At 66.5% G+C, this 18,277-nt stretch carries 18 protein-coding genes and 3 pseudogenes; 17 read left to right on the top strand and 4 right to left on the bottom strand.

Annotation, left to right across the window (positions count from 1 at the left end; all coding sequences use genetic code 11):
• The first annotated feature begins 706 nt into the window (after nt 1–706).
• The 11 genes and pseudogenes from proP (at nt 707) to AC07EJ_RS45485 (ending at nt 9,240) form a co-directional block, all read left to right on the top strand.
• The gene (proP, locus tag AC07EJ_RS45535) at nt 707–2,230 is read left to right on the top strand and encodes a glycine betaine/L-proline transporter ProP (RefSeq protein ID WP_393585440.1); all 1,524 of its coding nucleotides are present in this window, start codon (nt 707–709) and stop codon (nt 2,228–2,230) included.
• Between the two features lie 40 nt (nt 2,231–2,270).
• A complete protein-coding gene (locus tag AC07EJ_RS45530; RefSeq protein WP_478886494.1) occupies nt 2,271–2,618 on the top strand; it encodes a hypothetical protein in 348 nt (115 codons plus the stop codon).
• Between the two features lie 44 nt (nt 2,619–2,662).
• Nucleotides 2,663–2,746, top strand: a pseudogene (locus AC07EJ_RS45525) (IS5/IS1182 family transposase); the annotation flags it as partial.
• Nucleotides 2,747–2,929: 183 nt separating this feature from the next.
• Nucleotides 2,930–3,688, top strand: a complete 759-nt coding sequence (locus AC07EJ_RS45520) for an IclR family transcriptional regulator (protein WP_393585424.1) — start codon at nt 2,930–2,932, stop codon at nt 3,686–3,688.
• Nucleotides 3,689–3,820: 132 nt separating this feature from the next.
• Nucleotides 3,821–4,195, top strand: a complete 375-nt coding sequence (locus AC07EJ_RS45515) for an STAS domain-containing protein (RefSeq protein ID WP_389489552.1) — start codon at nt 3,821–3,823, stop codon at nt 4,193–4,195.
• 511 nt (nt 4,196–4,706) lie between these two features.
• Nucleotides 4,707–4,943 carry a DUF6082 family protein gene (locus AC07EJ_RS45510; protein WP_478886497.1) on the top strand — a complete coding sequence of 79 codons (237 nt, stop codon included), beginning with the start codon at nt 4,707–4,709 and terminating at the stop codon, nt 4,941–4,943.
• The gene (locus AC07EJ_RS45505; protein ID WP_478886496.1) at nt 4,886–5,020 is read left to right on the top strand and encodes a DUF6082 family protein; all 135 of its coding nucleotides are present in this window, start codon (nt 4,886–4,888) and stop codon (nt 5,018–5,020) included. The genes AC07EJ_RS45510 and AC07EJ_RS45505 overlap by 58 nt, the downstream gene beginning before the upstream one ends.
• A 2,102-nt stretch (nt 5,021–7,122) precedes the next feature.
• Nucleotides 7,123–7,413 carry a hypothetical protein gene (locus AC07EJ_RS45500; RefSeq protein WP_389489554.1) on the top strand — a complete coding sequence of 97 codons (291 nt, stop codon included), beginning with the start codon at nt 7,123–7,125 and terminating at the stop codon, nt 7,411–7,413.
• Between the two features lie 183 nt (nt 7,414–7,596).
• Nucleotides 7,597–7,998 carry a squamosa promoter-binding protein 15 gene (locus tag AC07EJ_RS45495; protein ID WP_389489556.1) on the top strand — a complete coding sequence of 134 codons (402 nt, stop codon included), beginning with the start codon at nt 7,597–7,599 and terminating at the stop codon, nt 7,996–7,998.
• Between the two features lie 201 nt (nt 7,999–8,199).
• The gene (locus AC07EJ_RS45490; protein WP_389489558.1) at nt 8,200–8,397 is read left to right on the top strand and encodes an SbtR family transcriptional regulator; all 198 of its coding nucleotides are present in this window, start codon (nt 8,200–8,202) and stop codon (nt 8,395–8,397) included.
• 281 nt (nt 8,398–8,678) lie between these two features.
• A pseudogene (locus AC07EJ_RS45485) lies at nt 8,679–9,240 on the top strand (DUF6817 domain-containing protein).
• 484 nt (nt 9,241–9,724) lie between these two features.
• Here the strand turns inward: AC07EJ_RS45485 and AC07EJ_RS45480 are convergent.
• Entirely contained in the window at nt 9,725–10,900 is a 1,176-nt protein-coding gene (locus AC07EJ_RS45480; RefSeq protein WP_478886495.1) for a PP2C family protein-serine/threonine phosphatase, read from the bottom strand.
• Between the two features lie 304 nt (nt 10,901–11,204).
• Here AC07EJ_RS45480 and AC07EJ_RS45475 point away from each other — a divergent pair, with 304 nt between their 5' ends.
• The 3 genes from AC07EJ_RS45475 to AC07EJ_RS45465 all read left to right on the top strand — a co-directional run bounded on the left by AC07EJ_RS45475 (nt 11,205) and on the right by AC07EJ_RS45465 (nt 12,856).
• Nucleotides 11,205–11,447, top strand: coding sequence for an NUDIX domain-containing protein (locus tag AC07EJ_RS45475; RefSeq protein WP_389489563.1), 243 nt, complete (start codon nt 11,205–11,207; stop codon nt 11,445–11,447).
• A 399-nt stretch (nt 11,448–11,846) separates the two neighbouring features.
• Nucleotides 11,847–12,362: a hypothetical protein gene (locus tag AC07EJ_RS45470; protein ID WP_478886493.1), complete on the top strand. Its 516-nt coding sequence runs from the start codon at nt 11,847–11,849 to the stop codon at nt 12,360–12,362.
• Nucleotides 12,363–12,382: 20 nt separating this feature from the next.
• The gene (locus tag AC07EJ_RS45465) at nt 12,383–12,856 is read left to right on the top strand and encodes a hypothetical protein (protein WP_478886492.1); all 474 of its coding nucleotides are present in this window, start codon (nt 12,383–12,385) and stop codon (nt 12,854–12,856) included.
• Between the two features lie 263 nt (nt 12,857–13,119).
• Here the strand turns inward: AC07EJ_RS45465 and AC07EJ_RS45460 are convergent, their stop codons facing one another.
• Nucleotides 13,120–13,710, bottom strand: coding sequence for a hypothetical protein (locus AC07EJ_RS45460; protein ID WP_389489568.1), 591 nt, complete (start codon nt 13,708–13,710; stop codon nt 13,120–13,122).
• Between the two features lie 92 nt (nt 13,711–13,802).
• On the opposite strand from AC07EJ_RS45460, the gene AC07EJ_RS45455 reads away from it, so the two are divergent.
• From AC07EJ_RS45455 to AC07EJ_RS45445, 3 genes and pseudogenes are all read left to right on the top strand, one after another.
• The gene (locus AC07EJ_RS45455) at nt 13,803–14,207 is read left to right on the top strand and encodes a hypothetical protein (protein WP_389489570.1); all 405 of its coding nucleotides are present in this window, start codon (nt 13,803–13,805) and stop codon (nt 14,205–14,207) included.
• 117 nt (nt 14,208–14,324) lie between these two features.
• Nucleotides 14,325–14,579, top strand: coding sequence for a DUF6332 family protein (locus AC07EJ_RS45450; RefSeq protein WP_478886491.1), 255 nt, complete (start codon nt 14,325–14,327; stop codon nt 14,577–14,579).
• A 23-nt stretch (nt 14,580–14,602) separates the two neighbouring features.
• Nucleotides 14,603–15,411, top strand: a pseudogene (locus AC07EJ_RS45445) (IS5 family transposase).
• Here AC07EJ_RS45445 and AC07EJ_RS45440 read toward each other — a convergent pair.
• Nucleotides 15,401–15,928 (bottom strand): hypothetical protein, encoded by a 528-nt coding sequence (locus AC07EJ_RS45440; protein ID WP_389489574.1) that lies wholly within the window; start codon nt 15,926–15,928, stop codon nt 15,401–15,403. The pseudogene AC07EJ_RS45445 and the gene AC07EJ_RS45440 sit on opposite strands and share 11 nt — an antisense overlap.
• Nucleotides 15,929–16,481: 553 nt before the next feature.
• Nucleotides 16,482–17,282, bottom strand: a complete 801-nt coding sequence (locus tag AC07EJ_RS45435; protein ID WP_393588766.1) for a hypothetical protein — start codon at nt 17,280–17,282, stop codon at nt 16,482–16,484.
• Nucleotides 17,283–18,277 lie beyond the last annotated feature (995 nt).

The raw sequence follows: 18,277 nt of genomic DNA, 5'->3' as shown, positions 1-18,277 counted from the left end.
GGGCCGACGTCCTGTTCGCGATGCTCCGCGACGGCACCTTCTACGACCCCCAACCCGCCCCATCCCCTTGACCAAAGTCATAGGGGCACCCCCCCCGGGGGGGGCGTAGTGAAGTCGCGAGTGGGCTGCTGTGGCGGGCCGTGTTCGTCCTCCATTCGGCGGCAGGAGAGGCGGCCCGGCGGGTGCTGTTGGCGCCGATGGTCGTTGGAACCGGAGGGAGATCACTTCGTTCCGGCCGGTGTCCGCCGGTGGGGGCTCCGGGGGGATGTCTTCCTGGGAACCGTGACGGGTCTGGTGAGGGTGTGGCTGCCGGGCGCGAACAGGGTGAACCCGGCGTTCGGTCCCGGGCTGGTGAGGAGTACGCACCTTGATCGCGAGGCGGGGCGGGGTGTGTGTTCGGGGCTGAGGCCGGCCATGGCGCAGACATGCCGCGGTGCCGGCCGTGCCGGGACGGCACGCGGACGGTGCTGCTTGTCGAGGAGGGACCTCATCGCGTCGGTGTGACCCGGGCCACGCATACAGCCCGCCTCTGGAGGCGGTCCGGCCGCCCACTGCGAAGAATGAGAGCCCCGCGTCGGTGCCGCAGCCCGCGGCTCCCGCAGCCGTCCGCAGAGAGGCTCCGCCCATGCCAGGTCTCTTCCGGCGCCGGAAATCCGATCCGCCGGGGCGGATCGCTCCGCGCGCGTCGCATCCGGCCACCGACCGCATGCTGCGTACGCTGCTGCGCCGCCGTAAGAAGGCCCTGACGGCCGAGGACGTGACCGTCGCGGACCGTCCGCAGGTGCGCAAGGCCGTCACCGCGGCCGCTCTGGGCAACACCATGGAGTGGTTCGACTTCGGCGTCTACGCCTACCTGGCGGGCACCCTGGGCAAGGTCTTCTTCCCGTCGAGCTCCCCCGGCGCGCAGGTCGTCTCCACCTTCGCCACCTTCGCCGCGGCTTTCATCGTGCGTCCCCTGGGTGGGCTCGTCTTCGGGCCCCTCGGCGACCGCGTGGGCCGGCAGAAGGTGCTCGCCGCCACGATGATCATGATGGCGGCCAGCACCTTCGCCGTGGGCTTCCTGCCGACCTACTCGGCGGTCGGCTTCCTCGCCCCGGTCCTTTTGCTGGTGTGCCGTCTCGTCCAGGGCTTTTCCACCGGCGGCGAGTACGCGGGCGCCACGACCTACATCGCCGAGTACGCGCCCGACAAGCGCCGGGGCTTCCTCGGCAGCTGGCTCGACTTCGGCACCTTCGTCGGCTACTCGCTCGGCTCCGGTCTGGTGACGGTGCTCACGCTGGCGCTCGGCAGCGACGGCCTCGAGGACTGGGGCTGGCGTATCCCCTTCTTCGTGGCGGGTCCGCTCGGTCTCATCGGCCTGTACCTGCGCATGAAGCTGGAGGAGACGCCCGCGTTCAAGCAGGAGGCCGCGTACGCGCACTCGCAGGCGTCGGGGAAGGGGGCGGACGAAGACCCCGTGGAGCAGGCCCGGCAGTCGGGCAAGGGCCGCGTGAAGGAGATCTTCGCGCGCCACTGGGAGGCGGTACTCATCTGTATGGGCCTCGTCCTGCTCTACAACGTCACCAACTACATGGTGACGTCGTACCTGCCGACCTATATGACCGTGACGCTCGGCGAGAGCGACACGACGGCGCAGTTGCTGGTCCTCGGCACGATGCTCCTGGTCGTCCTGCTGATCACCACCGTCGGCAGGACGTCCGACCGGTGGGGACGCAGACCCATGTTCATGGCCGGGAGCATCGCGCTCATCGCGCTGTCCTATCCCGCGTTCCTGCTGATCAGGGAGGGTGGCATCCTGCTTCCGGCCTTCGGATGCATGATCCTCGGCATGCTGCTCGTCATGTTCGCGGGAACCGCAGCCGCCACACTGCCGGCCCTCTTTCCCACCCGGATCCGCTACGGCGCCCTGTCGATCGCGTACAACCTGTCCGTGTCGCTCTTCGGCGGCACCACCCCCCTGTTCGCCTCAGGCCTCGTCGAGGCGACGGGCAACAACATGGTCCCCGCGTACTACCTGATGGTTGCCGGAGTGATCGGCCTCATCTCGACGTTCTTCTTGCACGAGACCGCAGGGCGACCGCTGCGCGGATCTGGCCCCATGGTGGAGACGCCGGAACAGGCCCACAGACTCGTGGCCCGCAGCCGCACCGCCGCCGGACGGCAGGCGCGCGACATCTGGGTGCGCCTGCGCCATCCGCACGCGCGTCACTCGCCGTCGGACGACGAGTGACGCGCCCCCACGAGTCCGGGATCCACGCCTCCCAGTGGACATGACACCGCTGCACGTCGGCACGGACGAGAAGGTGGAATCCCTGGCCCTGGCCCACCACGCGAGACAGGGGGCCAAGACCGCCACGAAGATCAAGGGTGACGCCGTTGAAGCATCGGGCCTCGACGGATACGAGCCGGTAGCCGAGGTTCAGGGACTTGCCGGCACCTGGTGGCGAGGCAGGGGCTCGCTCATCGCCATCTACCGTGACGAAGCCGTCGGCCTTACTGCACCTCGAGGCCGAGAGGCCCATATCTACGGCGGACTCGACGCGATGGGATCTCGGTGGCGGCTGACTCTCGGCGGTTTCGTCTGGATCAGTCGCTCGTTGGTCTGGGCGTGCCGTTGACTGAGCCCACCACGCCATCGGCCGGCCCACGGCGGACTGACCACGAGATCCACCTTGCCGCCGACGACCGCTGTCGCCCCCTCGCGTTCGTTCTCACCGCCGGACAGGCAGGTGATGCACCCGCCTTCACCCTGTGTGGTGCTGTTCGACGCCGGCACCGCACGGACGACCCATGGCGAAATTCGTGATCATGAAGGGTGGCTGCGTCCGCCGATTTGCGTTACGCCCTGTACTGACCGGGCCTCCCAGGCGGGTAGACATCCTGCCCGCCAGACTTGCCCCGACTTGTCCGCATGGAGCAATGTGGAGGCATGGGTGGCAAGGAGGGCCCCACGCTCATTGCGTCGGTGCAGCGAGCCTTCCGGTTGATGGAAGCTGTGGGTGCGCACGAAGGCGGCGTGCCGGCCAAGCAGCTGGCGCGCGAGACAGGTCTGGCTTTGGCCACGACCTACCATTTGCTGCGCACGATGGTGCACGACGGCTACGTGCGCAAACTCGACGACAGCACGTTCGTCCTGGGGGAGAGGCTGGGCGCGCTGCATGGAGGAAGCCGCGATCAGGCGGCGCTCAGCAGGGTCCGTCCGACGCTCACGGAACTGCGAGACGGCCTGTCGGCCGCGGCCTATCTGACCTTCTACGAGGACGGCGAGATCCGGGTCGCGGAGATCGTGGACGGACCGAAAGCACCCCGTGTCGATCTGTGGGTCGGCTTCGAAGACGCAGGACACGCCACGGCGCTCGGCAAGTGCGTTCTGCGTGAGCTGGACGGCGACGCCCGCGCCGACTACCTCTCCCGCCACACGCTGAATGATCTCACCCCCCGCACCATCACTCACCGTGCCGAACTGCTACGGCGCCTCGACGCCGTGCCCCATAGGCCTGCCGTCACCGACATCGAGGAATACTCCCTGGGCACCGCGTGCGTCGCAGTGCCCATCCGCCAAGGCGACACCCTTGGCGCGCTTGGTATCTCCCTGCGCGCCAACCGCACCGACCGTCTCGAAGGCGCTGTGGCGACGCTGGTCGCCACAGCGGAGCGGGTGTCCCGCGGCCTCTCGCTCACCATCTGAAAACCCGGACCTTGTGACTTCGCGCCACGGCCCGTCTCATGGACTAGACGGACAAAACGGTCAAGGGTGCAGAGGAGCAGGGACGTGTGTGATCAGGGCGTCGCAGGGCCACAAAATTCAGTCGATTGCCACGTGGCGAACGGCTGGACAGTCGTCGAAGCCAACGAAGAGATCGACATTGCCTCCGCACCTCTCGTGCAAGCCGCCGTGATCCGGAGGCTCGCCCAGGGTCACCGCCACTTTGTTCTCGACCTGTGCAGTACCTCCTTCCTCGACTCCATGGGCCTCGGCATGATCGTCGCCGTCACCAAACGCATCAAATCCCATCACGGATCGCTGCGCATTGCCTGCTCCGACGAGTGGCTCCTGCATGTCTTCTTTCTCGGCGGTCTGCGTCACGTCTACTCGTTCCACGACTCCGTCGAGCAGGCAATCGCGCAGTCCCCAACGCAGAGAGGCCTGCTGGTCGATCTGGCAGGCGCAACTGACGCACCGCAATTGCAATGAGCAGAGAGGCCGGCCTCTTCAAGCCGCTCTCGACGGCCTTGCGGCCCGGAGCCTCAGGCCGGCGCGGGGCCGCAAGGCGGCAAGGGCGCCGGACACCTGCTTTGCCACCTGGAGACGTGGGACGGCAGGTAGTTAGCGACAGCGAGGAGCGGAGGCCAGCAAGCGCGTCGGGTAATTCGCCATGGGCCATTAGGCGCCGCCCCAGGATATGAGCGCGTAGAAACACCGCGAAGTGAACGATTGTTAGCGTTGCGGGCTGGGCGCACGACCGGCATGGCGCCCGGACGGGCGCCCCTGCTTCCCACCTCTTCGCCTGACCACCGCCGCTCGGCACCCCGGGGGCGGCAAGCGCGCCGCCAACCGCTCGCCGGTCCTTTCCCGTCGCCCCGCACCCGACGACCGGCGGACGGTCGCCTGATTCGGGGGTTGACATGGCCACACAGAGTTCTGGGATACGGGGGATCGCGTCCGTCGTCACGGCAGGCCTGGCTTTCGCGCTGGCGCCGTCACGATCCTGACCACTTATCGGCGCAGATGCGAGCAGCAGTCCGAGCACCATCGCCAGGCGGCCCTGGCCGCACAACAGCGACTGCTGTTCGACATGTTGGGCAAAGCCGTTTACGACCCAGACCTGGCAGCCGTCCTGGACACGTTCGGTGCCCCCTGGACCCCCGGATGCTCAGGCAATACCTGTTCGCCAACGCGCTGTACACGAATGCCCTGCTCGCCTGGCGCGTCGGCATCCTGAGGCGGGAGGAACTGCAGGGAATGCGAGCTTTCGGGGCTACTGCGAGGCCACACGACCGCATCGGGCGAGCCTGGTAGACGCTTCGGACGCGGCCCGCGTGGGCCGAATGGTCGACAAGCTCGTTCAGGGCAGATACCGACGAGTGGTGGGTTGTCGGTGAACTGCCTTCAAATGAAGGATGGTTGAGGATTCGCAGGGGCGTCACGGCGATTGACGGCCCGGACGACACATGGCCCGCTCTGCGCCTACTGTGCTGCTCTCGTCGGCTCGCCCCAAACGGCGAGCGGCTCCCCTGCTCGAACAGAGGAGCCGCACATGACCCCCGGCGATCCCGTGGAAGAGGAGTACCAGCTTCCAGAATAGGCCAAGCTGCCTGAGGGCCCTGCACCCGCCGGAGGGCCTGCAGGCCGACAAACGAAGTGGGCGGACCAAACGCTCAAGGTCGGGGCACTCTTGCTGCGGGGCGTTTTGATCGGAGTTGGGCACCACCTCGGCGTTGAGGCTGCTGAGTCGGTATCTGATACCTGACGGGCACCAAGGCGCAGCTCTCAGTCTCTCGGGTCTGGGGGCTGCGCTACTCCTTGGCCCTTGCCCGCGCGGCAGAGCGACGAGGGAGCACGTGCCGACGCCTCGCGCGTCGGTTTGCCGCCCGGTCGCCGCAGACGCGGGTGGCGGCGCGCATCGGCCTTCACGCACTCGCGGGTAGCGGCGGGCATTCCGTTGCGGCCAGTAGCGGATCAGGTAGTCGATGTGGGCCAGCACGGAGAACGCGTCGCTTTCGCTTACCAGCCTGGCCACTTCAGCCAGGTACTCCCGAACGACCTCCGCCGCCTTGCGATGCTCATACAGGCCCGGCGGCTCGGCGAATCCGTCCCACCCGGAAGTGGAAGGCAGCGCAGGGAGCCGAGCACCCGGTCGAACCGGCCAGCGCCGAGCACTTTCTCGATGGTCGCAGCGCGCCAATGCGGTTCTCCCATCTCCAGGCCGCAGAGGATCCGAAGCTCCGGGAACCGTTCGCGGCACTCCTCGATCGCCCCCCAGATACCCGGAGGCGTCGAATTTCGGGGGAGTCAGCTGCCCGTCCGGCGTGTCCAGGGCAGCGAGATGGTCGCTGGCGTGGAAGCCGTCGAGGGCGACGGTCCAGACGGTGTGGTCGAGATGTTCGGTGATGGTGACCGCCGGCAGACTCAGGGCCACCGCCTGCGCGCAGGAGAGCTCCATCGAGCCCATCGGTGCGTCCCGGGACCACTCGCTGTGCACGTGACTGTCCGCGGGCAACGTCATGAGTCCCCCCATGCATCAACCAGCACCACGACCGTCCGCCTCAGCCCCACCGGGGCCTCCGCGGTCCGGCTGATCCGCTGCAAGCGGCTGCGCTGACCGGCCAGGCGAACACACTCGGTCGACGCTCCACGACCACCTCCAAGATCAGGTCCTGGAAACAGTCTGCTGACCACCAGACGGCACGTCGATTAGCGGGCCAACGATGTGGGCCGAGCCACTAGTTGGTCCCTGGGCGTGCTACCTAACCCTGTTCGGGCGTGCTTGTTGGCCCGCCCCACTGTGTAAGTCAACCTGCTGGACGCGCGCTTTGATGGCGGCGGGTGCAGGCCGGAATGGTTGTGCGGGTGGAGGCGGCAATTGTGTAACCGTCCGACGAATGCTTGATCACATCACTTCTCCCCGGATCCCACCTCCTGCCCGGGACCGGACAGGATGAGTCCATACCCAACTGCAGCCTCGGGCGTCTCCGCGTCAGGCCTGGAACTCGGAGGATCCACCCTTGTTTAACGGCCGGACGGCGACCCTGATTCTGGTGCTCTTGGGACTGACGCTCTCAGCGTGCTCCTCGAACTCGCCCACACCACCGAAGAGCGGCCCGCAGGCAGTGCGCGATCGGCTGGCCGCAGCCGATGACGCCCCGTACTCGGCCGCACTCAGGGCTGTCACGCAATCCGGGCCCAGGCGACTTCAACTCATGGAGGGGCGGGTCAACCTCAACGCGCCTTTCACCGGGCGCACGACAGACAGAACCGACCAGTACACCGAAGACGTCGTAATCACCCGGCAGAAGGTGTACCGGCGCGCCAGCGGAACTCGCGGGGCATGGCAGGAGTTCCCTGCGTCGGCGGCCAAGGGGGGTATACCCACGGATAGGCTCCCGCAGTACATCCAGCTCATGCTCCGCCGCAGCGCCTCCGTGCACCAAGAGAGCGAGCCCCTGCGCGTTTCGGCCTGCCTCACCCCGAAGGACATCGAGTCGGTGGACAGGGCCGTCGGCCGCAACCTGCGCCCCGCCACCGCAATCGACGCCGACGCATGGATCGACAACGAGGGCCGAATCGTGCGCCTACGCCAGAAGATCCACTTCGCGTCCGTCCCCGACATCCAAGCGACAATCACGCTCACTGATTTCAAGAGCACCATGCTGGTAAGCGCACCTGTCGGGCGCAGAGCTTCAGCCATGTAACTGTCAATGAACGCGGCAAGGCTGAGAACCTGCCTGGCCAAACGGGCCAACTACAGCGCTCAGTCACATGAGCTCGACAGATTGCGAGTGGAGCGGGATACCTTGCGAGTCCTCGTGTCCGGCGATGAGAGGCGCGGAGGCGAATGCCGGAACCACAGAGCGAGGTACGGGTGAGGAGAGCCCATGAGCTGGGTGGCCAACGTGATGATCTCGGCGGACCAGGCGGACGCGGCGAACGTCGAAGCACTGAGCCACTGGCTGCGTGATGAGGCACCGCGACGCGAGCAACCAGAGGTGGTAGGAGTGGCTTCGCTTCGCCTCACCACTGGCCCGGACGCGCTATGGGGAGGCGCGAAGCGCCCTGAGTGTGCGGTCTGGGCTGGTGCCCTCAACCACGCGGATCTGGTGGCTCTCCGGAGTCGAGTTGAAGCTGCTCCGTGGCAGGAGCCCAATGCGGTGCAGCTCCTGGTCATGGATCAGGAGGAGTCGTTCTTCCGCCTTTGGATGATCAGAGAAGGCAGCCTGGCGCAGTACGCGCCACTCGCTCCCTCAGAGGAAGACGTCGACTTCTACAGGGAACGCTGACGAGACCTAGACCGTGTGCTGACTCGCAGAGTGATGCTCCACGCTCGCAGGCCGACATGCACCACCAGGCCGCGGACGTGCCGTCTCTGGATGATGACTCGCAAACTGTCGTGCTCTGTCACATCCTTGAGACGTTGATCGTGTGACTGAGCGCTCTACTTGTGTCCTGTCTCAGCGAAGAGCGGGCAGTCTCGGAGTTCTGTGGGCAACTTGACTCGCGTCTCGCGGAAGTCTGGGCAAGGGGCAGCCGAGGCCGGTGCGCTGCGCGCTGATACGGACGCGGCTGACGTGCAGGCCCTGGCCGCGGCTATCGCCTGGGTGGATGGGCAGTCGCCACCTGCCCCGGATCGACGTACCCGACTGTTGCGCAAGATGCTCGACGGAACCCGTCCCCGCTGACGTCGACAGCATGCGGCATCCGACTGGTTTGCCGACATGCTTCCCAGCAAGTCGATGGTGCTCTGCACCCAGACCGCCAAGACCCGCAGGTCCTCCAAAGCCATAACCCCTAGCTACAGCTTGGGTATTGTTCAGAAATCCCTAGGATTGACTGGGAATATGGGGTCCGCGACGATAGGCGCAGGACCCAGGTGACAACCCGTCCGGTGCTTTCACAGGTTCGGACCACAGGCGAAGGCGCGGGCGGGTGCCGACCTCGTGAGCCAGAAGGACAATGCCCTGTGCCTGCTTCTCCTGCCCCTGCCGACCAGGCCATCGTGTTACTGCGCAAGCTCGGTGCTGGCGACATCGCTCATCCGGGGGGCACTCTCGTCGCCCACCTCCCAGCGCGTCCAGGGCCAACTTGCTGTATGGGCCGCCCGTCCCGCCCTCCAGTTCGCGGGTCTGTGTCACGCTTTCTACGGCACCGACGGCTTCCCCACTGCCTTGCTGTCTCTGGACAGCCGCGCCGAACTTGCAGTGGTGATCGGTGCCGAGGCTGAAGGCATCGTGTATCTCTACGCGTCGTGTGACCGCAGGGCCACGTATCCGACGCTCATGGATGCCGAGGGTGCCTTCCGGGATCGGTTCACCGGACGTCTCCAGGCTCCGGAGCCGCACCTTCGACGGGACTTCGCTGAGCTGTCCGCCGCCAACGAACTTGACCTTGCCCGGATTGACTCCGACTTCCGCGAGACGTGGGGAGCCGAACTCCTCTCCCTGTTCACACGATTCCGGCCCCTACTGAGCCACCCTGCTTGGTCGGACTGCCGCACGGTGCTTGCTGCAGCTCCGCAGGACTGAGCCGACTCCTTACGTCGGTTGGGGACACCTATCCGAGCAGGATGGCGAACGACATGGCAGAAGGGAGCTTTGGAGAGCTGGCGCGCCCTCGCCCCGAGCCAGATCGCCAAGTCCGAGATTTCCTATCGCCCTTGGGGCGGTCCCAGCTCCTTGGGAGACTCCTGAACCCTGGGCGAGATCCGCCTGCCGTGATCGCGGCAGGCCCCATCCACGCCCACCGGTCCTCGGCCTTCGTCGTCGGCGACGAACAAGGGTCTGTGAACGCGGCTTGATGACTCACGTCAAGCAGCGACGCTGCCCCGCAGCAGGGGCTGGTGGTACGGGATCAAGTTCGAAGGTTCTCCAGACACCTCGCGATGTCACATTTGGGGAGGTCCCGGGACCGCCCGTAGCTGGGGAAGGGCGGGAACTCAGGCTTCCAGGAGGAGGCACGGCGCGAGAGCTACTCAGCGGCAGCCCGGCACCGTCCAGGAGAGCACTCTGGTCACGGCTGCTGTTTCGTGCGGCTGGCTGAGGCTTGTTGGGTGTCCGCGCCGGAGCTGACGTGTCGTTGGGTCTCCTGCGGGCCGTGCCAGTCCAGGCACATCACGGTGGCGTCGTCTTCGAGCCGCCCGCCGGCAGCGTCCCGGACTGCGGACGTCAGCATCAATGCGGTCTCCCGCGGGTGCAGGCCCCGGGTGCGCTCCAGCAGGGCAGGCAGGTCGACCTCCTCCCCGTGCCGTTCGACCATGCCGTCGGTGAACATTAGGAGACGGTCACCATGGCGGAGATCGAGGTCCTGAACACGGTAGGGGAGGGTCGCGAACTCCGACAGCCCGAAGGGATGGTCCACCTCGCAGGTGATCACCTCCACAGCGCCCTCGCGCATACGCAGTGGCCAGGGGTGTCCCGCGTTGACGAGCTGAGCTCGCCCAGAGTGGAGATTGATGCGCAGCAGCTGCCCGGTGGCGTGCCCGTGACCGTGGTCGACGAGTGCCCGGTCGGCCCGGTGGGCCTGTTCGGCCAGGCCGGCCCCTGCGCGGCGGGCGCCACGCAAGGCGCTCACGAGGACCGTGGCAGCCAGGGCCGCATCGAGGTCGTGGCCCATGGGATCGGTCACCGACACGTGCAGTGCGTCACGGTCCAGGGTGTAGTCGAAGGTGTCGCCGCTGAGGTCTTCCGAAGGCTCCAGGCTCCCGCACAGCGTGAACTGCGCGGCCTCGCACGACAGAGACGAGGGAAGCAGCTGGTACTGGATTTCCGCTGCCAGGGTGGGCGGTCTGGAGCGTTTTCCCCAGGTGTAGAAGTCGGTGAAACGCCCGTTGGCGATCACGATGTAGGCCAGGACATGGGCGGCTTCCCCGACCTCATCAAGGACGTCCTCGCCGGGATCGGCCGGCAGGAGCAATTCCAGCAGCCCGATCGCATCCCCCCGGTTGGTGACCGGCACGATCACCCGTTGCCCCTGACCGGTCGCCTCCTGATGAAGCCGCTGGGTGCGGACCACCTCCTCGTAGACACTGCCGAACAAAGGGATCCGCTCCACCTCCCGCCCATCCTCCGCAGGGGCCGTCGACAGCCGCGCCACCGCCTTCCCTGTCAGGTCCACGATGAGGAAAGAGACCTTCGTGGCCTCGAAGCGCCGCCGCAGGTCCTCCGCGATCACGTCGACGGCATCCACCGGCGCCGCCGTCTCCGCTGCCGTCAGCAACCGGGGAAGTCCACTCTGCCCACCACTCACGACGCAGTCCCTTCCACCAGCCTGAGAATCACCACAGCGAGCGTCAACACATAAATTGTCACAATAAGTCCAGATCGCTGCGTTATGTGTTCACGGAAATGAGTTTGCTTGCCGGCGTCCGCCCGCGGACTCAGCCGCCACGACTACTCCAGCCACGACCAGACAACGGGCTGGCCGTCTCCGCCCCGTTGCTGAGCAGCAAAGCCGAGACGCACACAGGCGCCCCAGTTCGTATCGGGGGCCCATGTCTCATGAGACACGGCAAAGTCTGGAGAACGACGGGCACCGCACCGTCATGTGGCGTGACGCCGAAGCCGTCCTGCTGCAGGCCCGGTTCGGCCGGACGGTCACCTCATCGTGGATGGTTCTCGCCGTGGCCGGCATGGACTCGCTGCGCCCCGGCACGGTCCTCGACGCCGCCATCCGCGAAGCCCGAGAAGAGGTCGGACTCCACATGACCCCCGCCTCCCTGCGCCACTTCACGTGATGCACTTCCGTAATCGCGAAGGGCTCACTCGCGTGGGCTGGTTTTTCGCCACAACTGACTGGGAGGGAGAACCGTTCAACGCGGAACCCCACAAGAGCGCGGGCATCTCGTGGCACAGCGCCGACCAGCTTCCAGCGAACACGGTCCCGTACAACGCCTACGGGATCTTGGGATCTTGCACTACCGAAAGGGCGAACCCTTCTCCGTGCATGGCTGGTCAACTACGGCATGGCCAGAACCCGAGGACAGCGGTCAGTCCAGATTCCCCACGGACGGCCAGTTTGGACGTCACGCTCCGTAACTCATCCCTTGGCCTCAGAGGTCACTCACCCAGCTGGGGGAGTGAGATCGTTCCGGCGGCCGACGCCACCCCGCCACGGTCGATGCGACGTTCAGAACATGACCAGTGCTGAACGGACGATGAAGGCGCTCTGGAGCGCCTGGTGGCAGCGATGGCCGCGCTGGGTGGCCTGGGCAACGATGCTGTGGGCGGTGCTGTATGCCGGCTTTGGCCTGGCGCGCGCGCTGAGCGGGACCCCCTTGCTCTACCACGGCGGTGACTCAGGGGCGTCCGGGCTGGGTTGGGCGGTCGTGGCGGTAGGTGCGCTGGCGTCGTTGGTCAGCGGAGCGGTGGGGTTGTACGGGCTGCGGCCACCGCTGCGGGTGCTGCTCTGGGTGGTCTGCGGGCTGGCAGGGATCACCGCGTTCAGCCTGCTGATGGATGTGATCACGCTGATGCTCGGTCAGGGAGTGGACAGCCAGACCTCCGCTGCGAACAAGGCCCTCGCGGGGCGGTCGGGGCGGTCCTGGTCGCTGCCACGGCACGGTCCGACCGCCTGCCCGCCGGTACTGCCGTACGAGCGCCCTCTGCTGCACCGCAGCTCCTCCAACTCGCCGCCTGGACAGGGACGCTGACCTTTGTCCCGTACGCGGCGATGAAGCTGGTCTGGGCGTCCGGCGGGACGTTCGCGGGGATCGCCGGGGAGGAGCTGCTCGCGGTCTCGGAGCGGAACGGCGCCTCGGGGATCTTCCTCACCCTGGAGTCCTGGGGCCTGGACCCCACCGCGCTACTGGCCGTGCTTGGCGTCTTCCTGCTCTGGGGCCTGGTCCGCCCGTGGGGGCAGATCTTCCCGCGCTGGACGCTGTTCCTGCGTGGCCGACGGGTGCCGCGCTGGCTTCCGCTCGCCCCGGCTCTGCTCGGCGCCGCCACTCTCGCCCCGTACGGCGTTGTGGGGGTCGGATACCTGGCCCTGGCCACGGCCGGAGTAGTGACGATGCGGCGCGGCGACTTCCACTCCTCGGGCGACGCGCTGCTGGTCGGATGGCTAGGGATGGTCGCCTTCGCCGTCTACGGCATCGCCCTGACCATCGCCGCCCGCTCGTACTGGCTTCGGACGCGTCCTGCCTGAACGAAGCTGCCGTGGTCATATGTATCGCTCGGGTGAGCGATCGGGGGCGGGTCGCCCGTGCCCACATGATCGGTCTGTGGGTTATCGCGATCATGCGAACCGGGGGCGTCCGAGTCCCTCATCAGAGTCATGCTGCTGGGTAGGCCCTTCAAAAGACGTCCCGTACAACGGCGTACGGCACTGATCGCAACGCTCGCCCTGACTGTCCCCGACCGGACGAACAGGGCGGACGCCGTCGTGTGGCCGGCCGGGTCGGCCGCCGGTCAGAACCCCATCGGGCGGGGGTGAGGCTCGGTGGTGGGGTCGGTCGACCACACGAGGCGGAGTTCGACGTTGTCCGGGCCGGCGAGGGACTGGATCAGGCGTGCCGCCCAGCCGTTCCAGTAGACGAACGTCTTGTGGTCCATCAGACGGAAACACGGGGCGTCACAGGGGATCCGGTCCGGGACGAACACGGCGCGCCAGATCTCACCGGCCTCGTCCGGCGCCGACGACGCCTGGTGGTCGAGGCAGTCGGCCACGACATCGGGGATGTAGGCACAGAAGTCGTCCGGCCCGCCGTCCGGCACGTGCACGGGGATGTACGTGCCGAACGGCTGGAAGGCGGCGCGGGTCTCGTCGGCCAGTTTCCGGCTGAGTACCGGCGCGACGACATGCCCGCTGGGGTAGTCGGACACCGTGGCGCTGGCGTTTCCGTGCCAATCGGCGAAGAGCGCGTCGGGCAGCGGGTGGGCGCTGCTGTCGATCTCCCATCGGATGAGGGGGAGCGCGTCGACGAGGAGTCCCTTGTAGCGGTCGCCGAATTCCGGCATGACGCGGAAGACGTCGAGTGTGCCGTCGGTGGGGAGGTTCATGGTGCCGTCCATGTTGCGGTGGGGCCGGGGGACCCGGTGTTCAGTTCCTTCACATCGGTAGGGTCGCAGGTAGCGAAGAGGGGTTGTGCCCGATGGGTCTGGTCAGCAGGCAGCAGATGGGTGCGGACGTCGACTTCTACGCGTTGTGGCTGGAGGATGCGGACGACACGAGTGAACGGGACGAGCCGGAGGATGGCGCCCAGTTCGTCGCCGCATGCGGCCAGCGGGTCTATCTGCAAAGCGGCGGCCACACCCACACCCCGGCCCTGTCGGTGGAGGTGTGGGATGACCAGGCGCCTGCGGACGGCGGGGTAGGGGAGGCCCAGGACGAGGCGGGCATGGATGTCCAGTCCGGCCAGATCAGGGTGTGGACCTACATTGGGCCCTGCGAGGACGCGATTGAACGAAGCATCCACGCCGCAACGTCGATGAGCAACTCTCACTGCTCACGGGTCAGTTGGTACGAATCGCCCATCGGATCGAGGCAGAAGAAGTAGTTGGCGTCGACGTAAGGGCTAAGAAGTCATCTCATTTGGTCTCGCTGCCGTTGCAGGTGGGCGTGGGCGATGGGCGGGTGAGGCAGATGTGGTTGGGCGAGGTGTAAGACTTGCAGCATGGATATGGGGCGTGAGTCGCGGTGGGAAAAGGACGCGATGACGGTAGAGATCGTTTTCGCCCTGGTGACGGCTGCCCTGCTGGCTGCGGCAGTGCTGGGCACCGCGCTGGCTTTCGTGCTCGTCTTTGGCATCCCTGGTGAGGCGCGGGGCGGTGCGCTGGCGGGAGGTGCGCTGGTGGGAGCGGCGTTCGGAGTGTGGCGCATGGTGCGGGTACTGCGTCGGTTCGATGCACAACGTCGGCTAGGTCGCTGACGCTCTGAGGTCGATAGCCTGCCGTGGTGAGGGTCGTTGAGCGGCTGGTGCCGGATGAGTTGTGGGCGTTGTTTCAGCGGGTGGTGCCGGAGGCGCCCTCGCGGCCTCAGGGTGGCGGTCGGCGTCGGCACGGTGATCGTGAGGTACTGGCAGCGATCGTGTTCGTGGCCACGTCAGGTTGCACGTGGCAGCAGTTGCCCGCAGCTTCGTTCGGGCCCTCAGGGGCGACGGCCCATCGGCGTTTTTCCGAGTGAACGAAGGCCAGAGTGTGGGCCAAGCTCCACCGCGTGGTGCTCGACGAGCTCGGCTCCCGAGGCGAGTTGGACTGGTCGCGGTGCGCGATCGACTCCGTGAACATGTGGGCCTGAAAAAGGGGGACCTGACAGGTCCGAATCCTGTCGACCGGGGCAAGTATGGGTCGAAGATCCATTCGATCACCGAGTGAACCGGTCTGCCCCTGTCCGTCGAAATCTCGGGGGCCCACCTCCACGACAGCCAGGCCCTGGTCCCGCTCGTGCGAGGAATATCGCCGATCCGCTCCCGCCGCGGACCGCGTCGACGCAAACCCGGCAAGCTCCACGCCGACAAGGGATACGACTACTTCCACCTGCGGCGATGGTTACACGAGCGCGGCGTCCAGCAGCGCATCGCGCGCAAGGGATTCGAGTCCTCGCAGCGACTGGGACGCCACCGATGGACGGTCGAGCGCACCATGTCCTGGCTCGCCGGCTGCCGCCGTCTCCACCGACGCTACGAGCGCAAAGCTGACCAATTTCTCGCCTTCACGAGCATCGCCTGCACCCTCATCTGGTACCGCAGACTTACCAAATGAGACGACTTCTAAAGCCTGGTGCGCCTCGAAGGTAGGGGCCAGCGATGTTGGTGAGTCGGACCTTGCCGCCGCCGAGGTGGGTCATGCCCTTCGGCTCGGCGCAGTCGGCCAACCACTCCGCCTGTTCCTCGTCAATCGTGGCGACATAGGTTTCGACTCTGCCGGATTCGATTTCGCGGGCAGCCAGGACGTCGCCAAACGAGGCGACGTAGATCAACTCGTGTATTGCTCTCTCGGTCGACTCCTCACCTCCCGCTTCGTTCCCATCGTCGTACCTGGCGTTGACCAGGCCGTGCCAGTAACCGGGCTCGAGGGTGGCCCTTCTCGCGTGATGTTGCCAGACGAGACGTCGGTAGTAGGGATGCGGCTCCTGCTCGACCCAGCCGATGAGGAACCCGTCAGGACTGCCGTCAGCCACACGGACCTGCACAGCCGTGGATCCGTTGACCGGCCGAAGGAACAGATTCCGTTGATGCAACTCGGCTTTCGCATGTGCACTCAGGCGACTCACGTCCATGAGCGGATATTGTCGAACTGGCTGCAGGGCTGTGGCAACACCACGGCGCGCGCTCGGCGTACGAGACATCCGGTGATGGACGATGGAGTCCGATGCGTCCGCGTTCGCCGGGCCAGGCCGTCCTCAAACAGCGCCCCGGGTCTCGATCAGGTTCCCTTGGACCTCCAGCTTCCCCCCCGAGGACGCGGCGGCCCGGAGTTGTGCTCATGGCCGCCCCGCGCCTGCGGGGATGGTCCGATGCTCTACGAGCAGGGCCTCCAGCGCATCAAGTCGCCCCCGCGCCCGCGAGGATGGTCCGCGCTTGCCCCTTGCGGTTCGAACCGAACGGCATGTCGCCCCCGCGCCCGCGGGCGGATGTGTACGGGCTCACCCGTGGATTGCCTTGCCGCTCCAGTGAGTCGCTCGGTGAGGGTGTAGTTGGCATCGGCTACCGGTTGAGTGCAGGGCAAGCCGCAACGGTATAGGAGGCTGCCGGTTGGGCGTTGGCTGCTGGGCCGCCCACACACGGTGCCTCGGCCGAGGCGTGCTGATCACAACGGCTGCCCCGGCTGTCTCAGTCGTTCCCGCCGGCCACAACGTACGGGGACTGGAACATGTCGTCCGTCAGTTTGAGCTGCTTGGTGAGCACAAGGGCAGCGATGGGAGTGCTTTTACGAAAGTTGCCTGCGGGAGCGGATGTCAGGCACTCCGGGTGTTTCTTGACCTCGAGGGCGACGGGGACGCAGCCTTCCGGGGCCGCCTGGATGCTTCCGCACGGCGGCTCCATGCTGACGTTGCCCCGGAAGGAGTCGTGGACGCCCACGGCGATGTCGCTTGCCCCTGCGGTCTCACCCAGGCCCAGGTAGCCCTCGAAGTAACTGCCGGAGTGGACCCCGCAGTTGGCGAACACGAAGGAGGGCTCGGTGTCGCCGAGTGCCTGCTCGTACGTGGTGCGGTTGATGGTCAGATGCGCGTACCCGTGCAGAAACGAAGGGCGGAAGTCCTTTTTGTCCGCATAGATCCCCACGGATAGTACGGTGATGTTATCCGGATCCACCAAGAGCTGGATACGCTCCCACTTCCGGTTGTACTGATAGATCCTGTTTTTGGATTCCAGCCTCTGAGAGTAGTGCGGCTTGTCGTCCATGATCTCGGTCGTGCGCTCCAAGGTCTGACCCGGTCTCAGCTGCTCAACCAGCTTTTCCTCTTTCTCGACCGGGGAGTCCCTACTGATCCATTGGACCCCCCACGCCACACCGCCGGCCACAGCGAAAAGCGCTGCCAGTGCCCCCACCAACCGCTCAGCCGTCTTCCACTTCCGCCCATGCCGCCCGGTCTCTCGAGGATTCGCCCCCGCTTCGTCGCCAGTCTCCATCCCTGCGCCGCGCCTCCTCGTCCCAGCCGGGCCCCATGCAGACATCGTCACCACGAGGTACAGGTTCAGCCGGGAGGCGGGGCCGCGCTCACTGCAGGAGCTTCACGTAGACGAAGAGCGTGGATCTGCGGCAGGCCGGGGGACGGGCTGGCGGGAACCGAGAGTTCCGCGCGTGCAGTTGAGATGGCAACCAAGCGGGCATGGGAAATACGGACGTGCACGGGCTCACCCGCTTGGGATAACGAGCGCAGAACGGCAAGGCGTCCTCACGTGGTTCCTGTACGGGCTTTGTACTGGACAGGGGCTGCCACGCCGCGCTCGAAGACTCCGGAGGCTGCTCTGGACGACTTCGCGGGCGCCGTCCGCTCCGGTGCAGGGGCGCGATACCGATGGCCTCCAGGAACTCGCGCTGGCCGTCTATGAGCCCCTTCCACGCGGCGTGCTGACGCTGTTTCTCCCCGCGATCGGGAACAAGGCCCTGCACGCCCCACACACCCAGAATGACTGATCCAGAAGTTCTTCCGTAGTGCCCTCGACTCCGGCCGAGGGCACTACGCTGGTCCTGTACATCGCCCCCTGCGTGGTCCTCACGGCCACGCAGGGGGCGATTCGTCATGCCCGGGCCCCACCCTCACTAACGGGGCGGCTGCATGGCATCGCGGGCCATGCAGCCACAGCCTCAACGAGCGCTTCCCTGCTGAAAGGACCTCATGCCGGCCCGTCGTTGTCGTCGCGGGCGGGAATCGTCGGTTTCTCAGGGACTACCACTTGGCACGTCGGGGCGTCTCCGTCACCCTGCTCGAGCAAGGACCTGCACCGGCCACCGGTGTCACAGGAGACTCCACCGCCTGGATCGGCAGCTGGGGAGGCGATTGGCCCGGTGGCTTCGTTCACGAGAATGGGTTCTGGCTCAACTTCCGTGACGTGTCACTATGCGTAGCCTCTGCGGCTGCCGGTCGTAATTCCCAGGCGGTGGTGGTGACGGGTCCCGTACG

It is taken from the genome of Streptomyces sp. NPDC045026 (assembly GCF_056432625.1).
The sequence above is the reverse complement of the archived record's forward strand: the minus strand, read 5'-3'. Positions and strand labels throughout refer to the sequence as shown.

Bases quoted from the DNA above. Each gene is read 5' to 3' on its own strand.
- AC07EJ_RS45450 (WP_478886491.1), top strand. From the start codon at position 14,325: ATGGATATGGGGCGTGAGTCGCGGTGGGAAAAGGACGCGATGACGGTA.
- AC07EJ_RS45435 (WP_393588766.1), bottom strand. From the start codon at position 17,282: ATGGAGACTGGCGACGAAGCGGGGGCGAATCCTCGAGAGACCGGGCGG.
- AC07EJ_RS45440 (WP_389489574.1), bottom strand. From the start codon at position 15,928: ATGGACGTGAGTCGCCTGAGTGCACATGCGAAAGCCGAGTTGCATCAA.
- AC07EJ_RS45465 (WP_478886492.1), top strand. From the start codon at position 12,383: ATGAAGCTGGTCTGGGCGTCCGGCGGGACGTTCGCGGGGATCGCCGGG.
- AC07EJ_RS45530 (WP_478886494.1), top strand. From the start codon at position 2,271: ATGACACCGCTGCACGTCGGCACGGACGAGAAGGTGGAATCCCTGGCC.
- proP (WP_393585440.1), top strand. From the start codon at position 707: ATGCTGCGTACGCTGCTGCGCCGCCGTAAGAAGGCCCTGACGGCCGAG.
- AC07EJ_RS45495 (WP_389489556.1), top strand. From the start codon at position 7,597: ATGAGCTGGGTGGCCAACGTGATGATCTCGGCGGACCAGGCGGACGCG.
- AC07EJ_RS45475 (WP_389489563.1), top strand. From the start codon at position 11,205: ATGTCTCATGAGACACGGCAAAGTCTGGAGAACGACGGGCACCGCACC.
- AC07EJ_RS45455 (WP_389489570.1), top strand. From the start codon at position 13,803: ATGGGTCTGGTCAGCAGGCAGCAGATGGGTGCGGACGTCGACTTCTAC.
- AC07EJ_RS45500 (WP_389489554.1), top strand. From the start codon at position 7,123: ATGCTCCGCCGCAGCGCCTCCGTGCACCAAGAGAGCGAGCCCCTGCGC.
- AC07EJ_RS45460 (WP_389489568.1), bottom strand. From the start codon at position 13,710: ATGAACCTCCCCACCGACGGCACACTCGACGTCTTCCGCGTCATGCCG.
- AC07EJ_RS45520 (WP_393585424.1), top strand. From the start codon at position 2,930: ATGGGTGGCAAGGAGGGCCCCACGCTCATTGCGTCGGTGCAGCGAGCC.
- AC07EJ_RS45470 (WP_478886493.1), top strand. From the start codon at position 11,847: ATGACCAGTGCTGAACGGACGATGAAGGCGCTCTGGAGCGCCTGGTGG.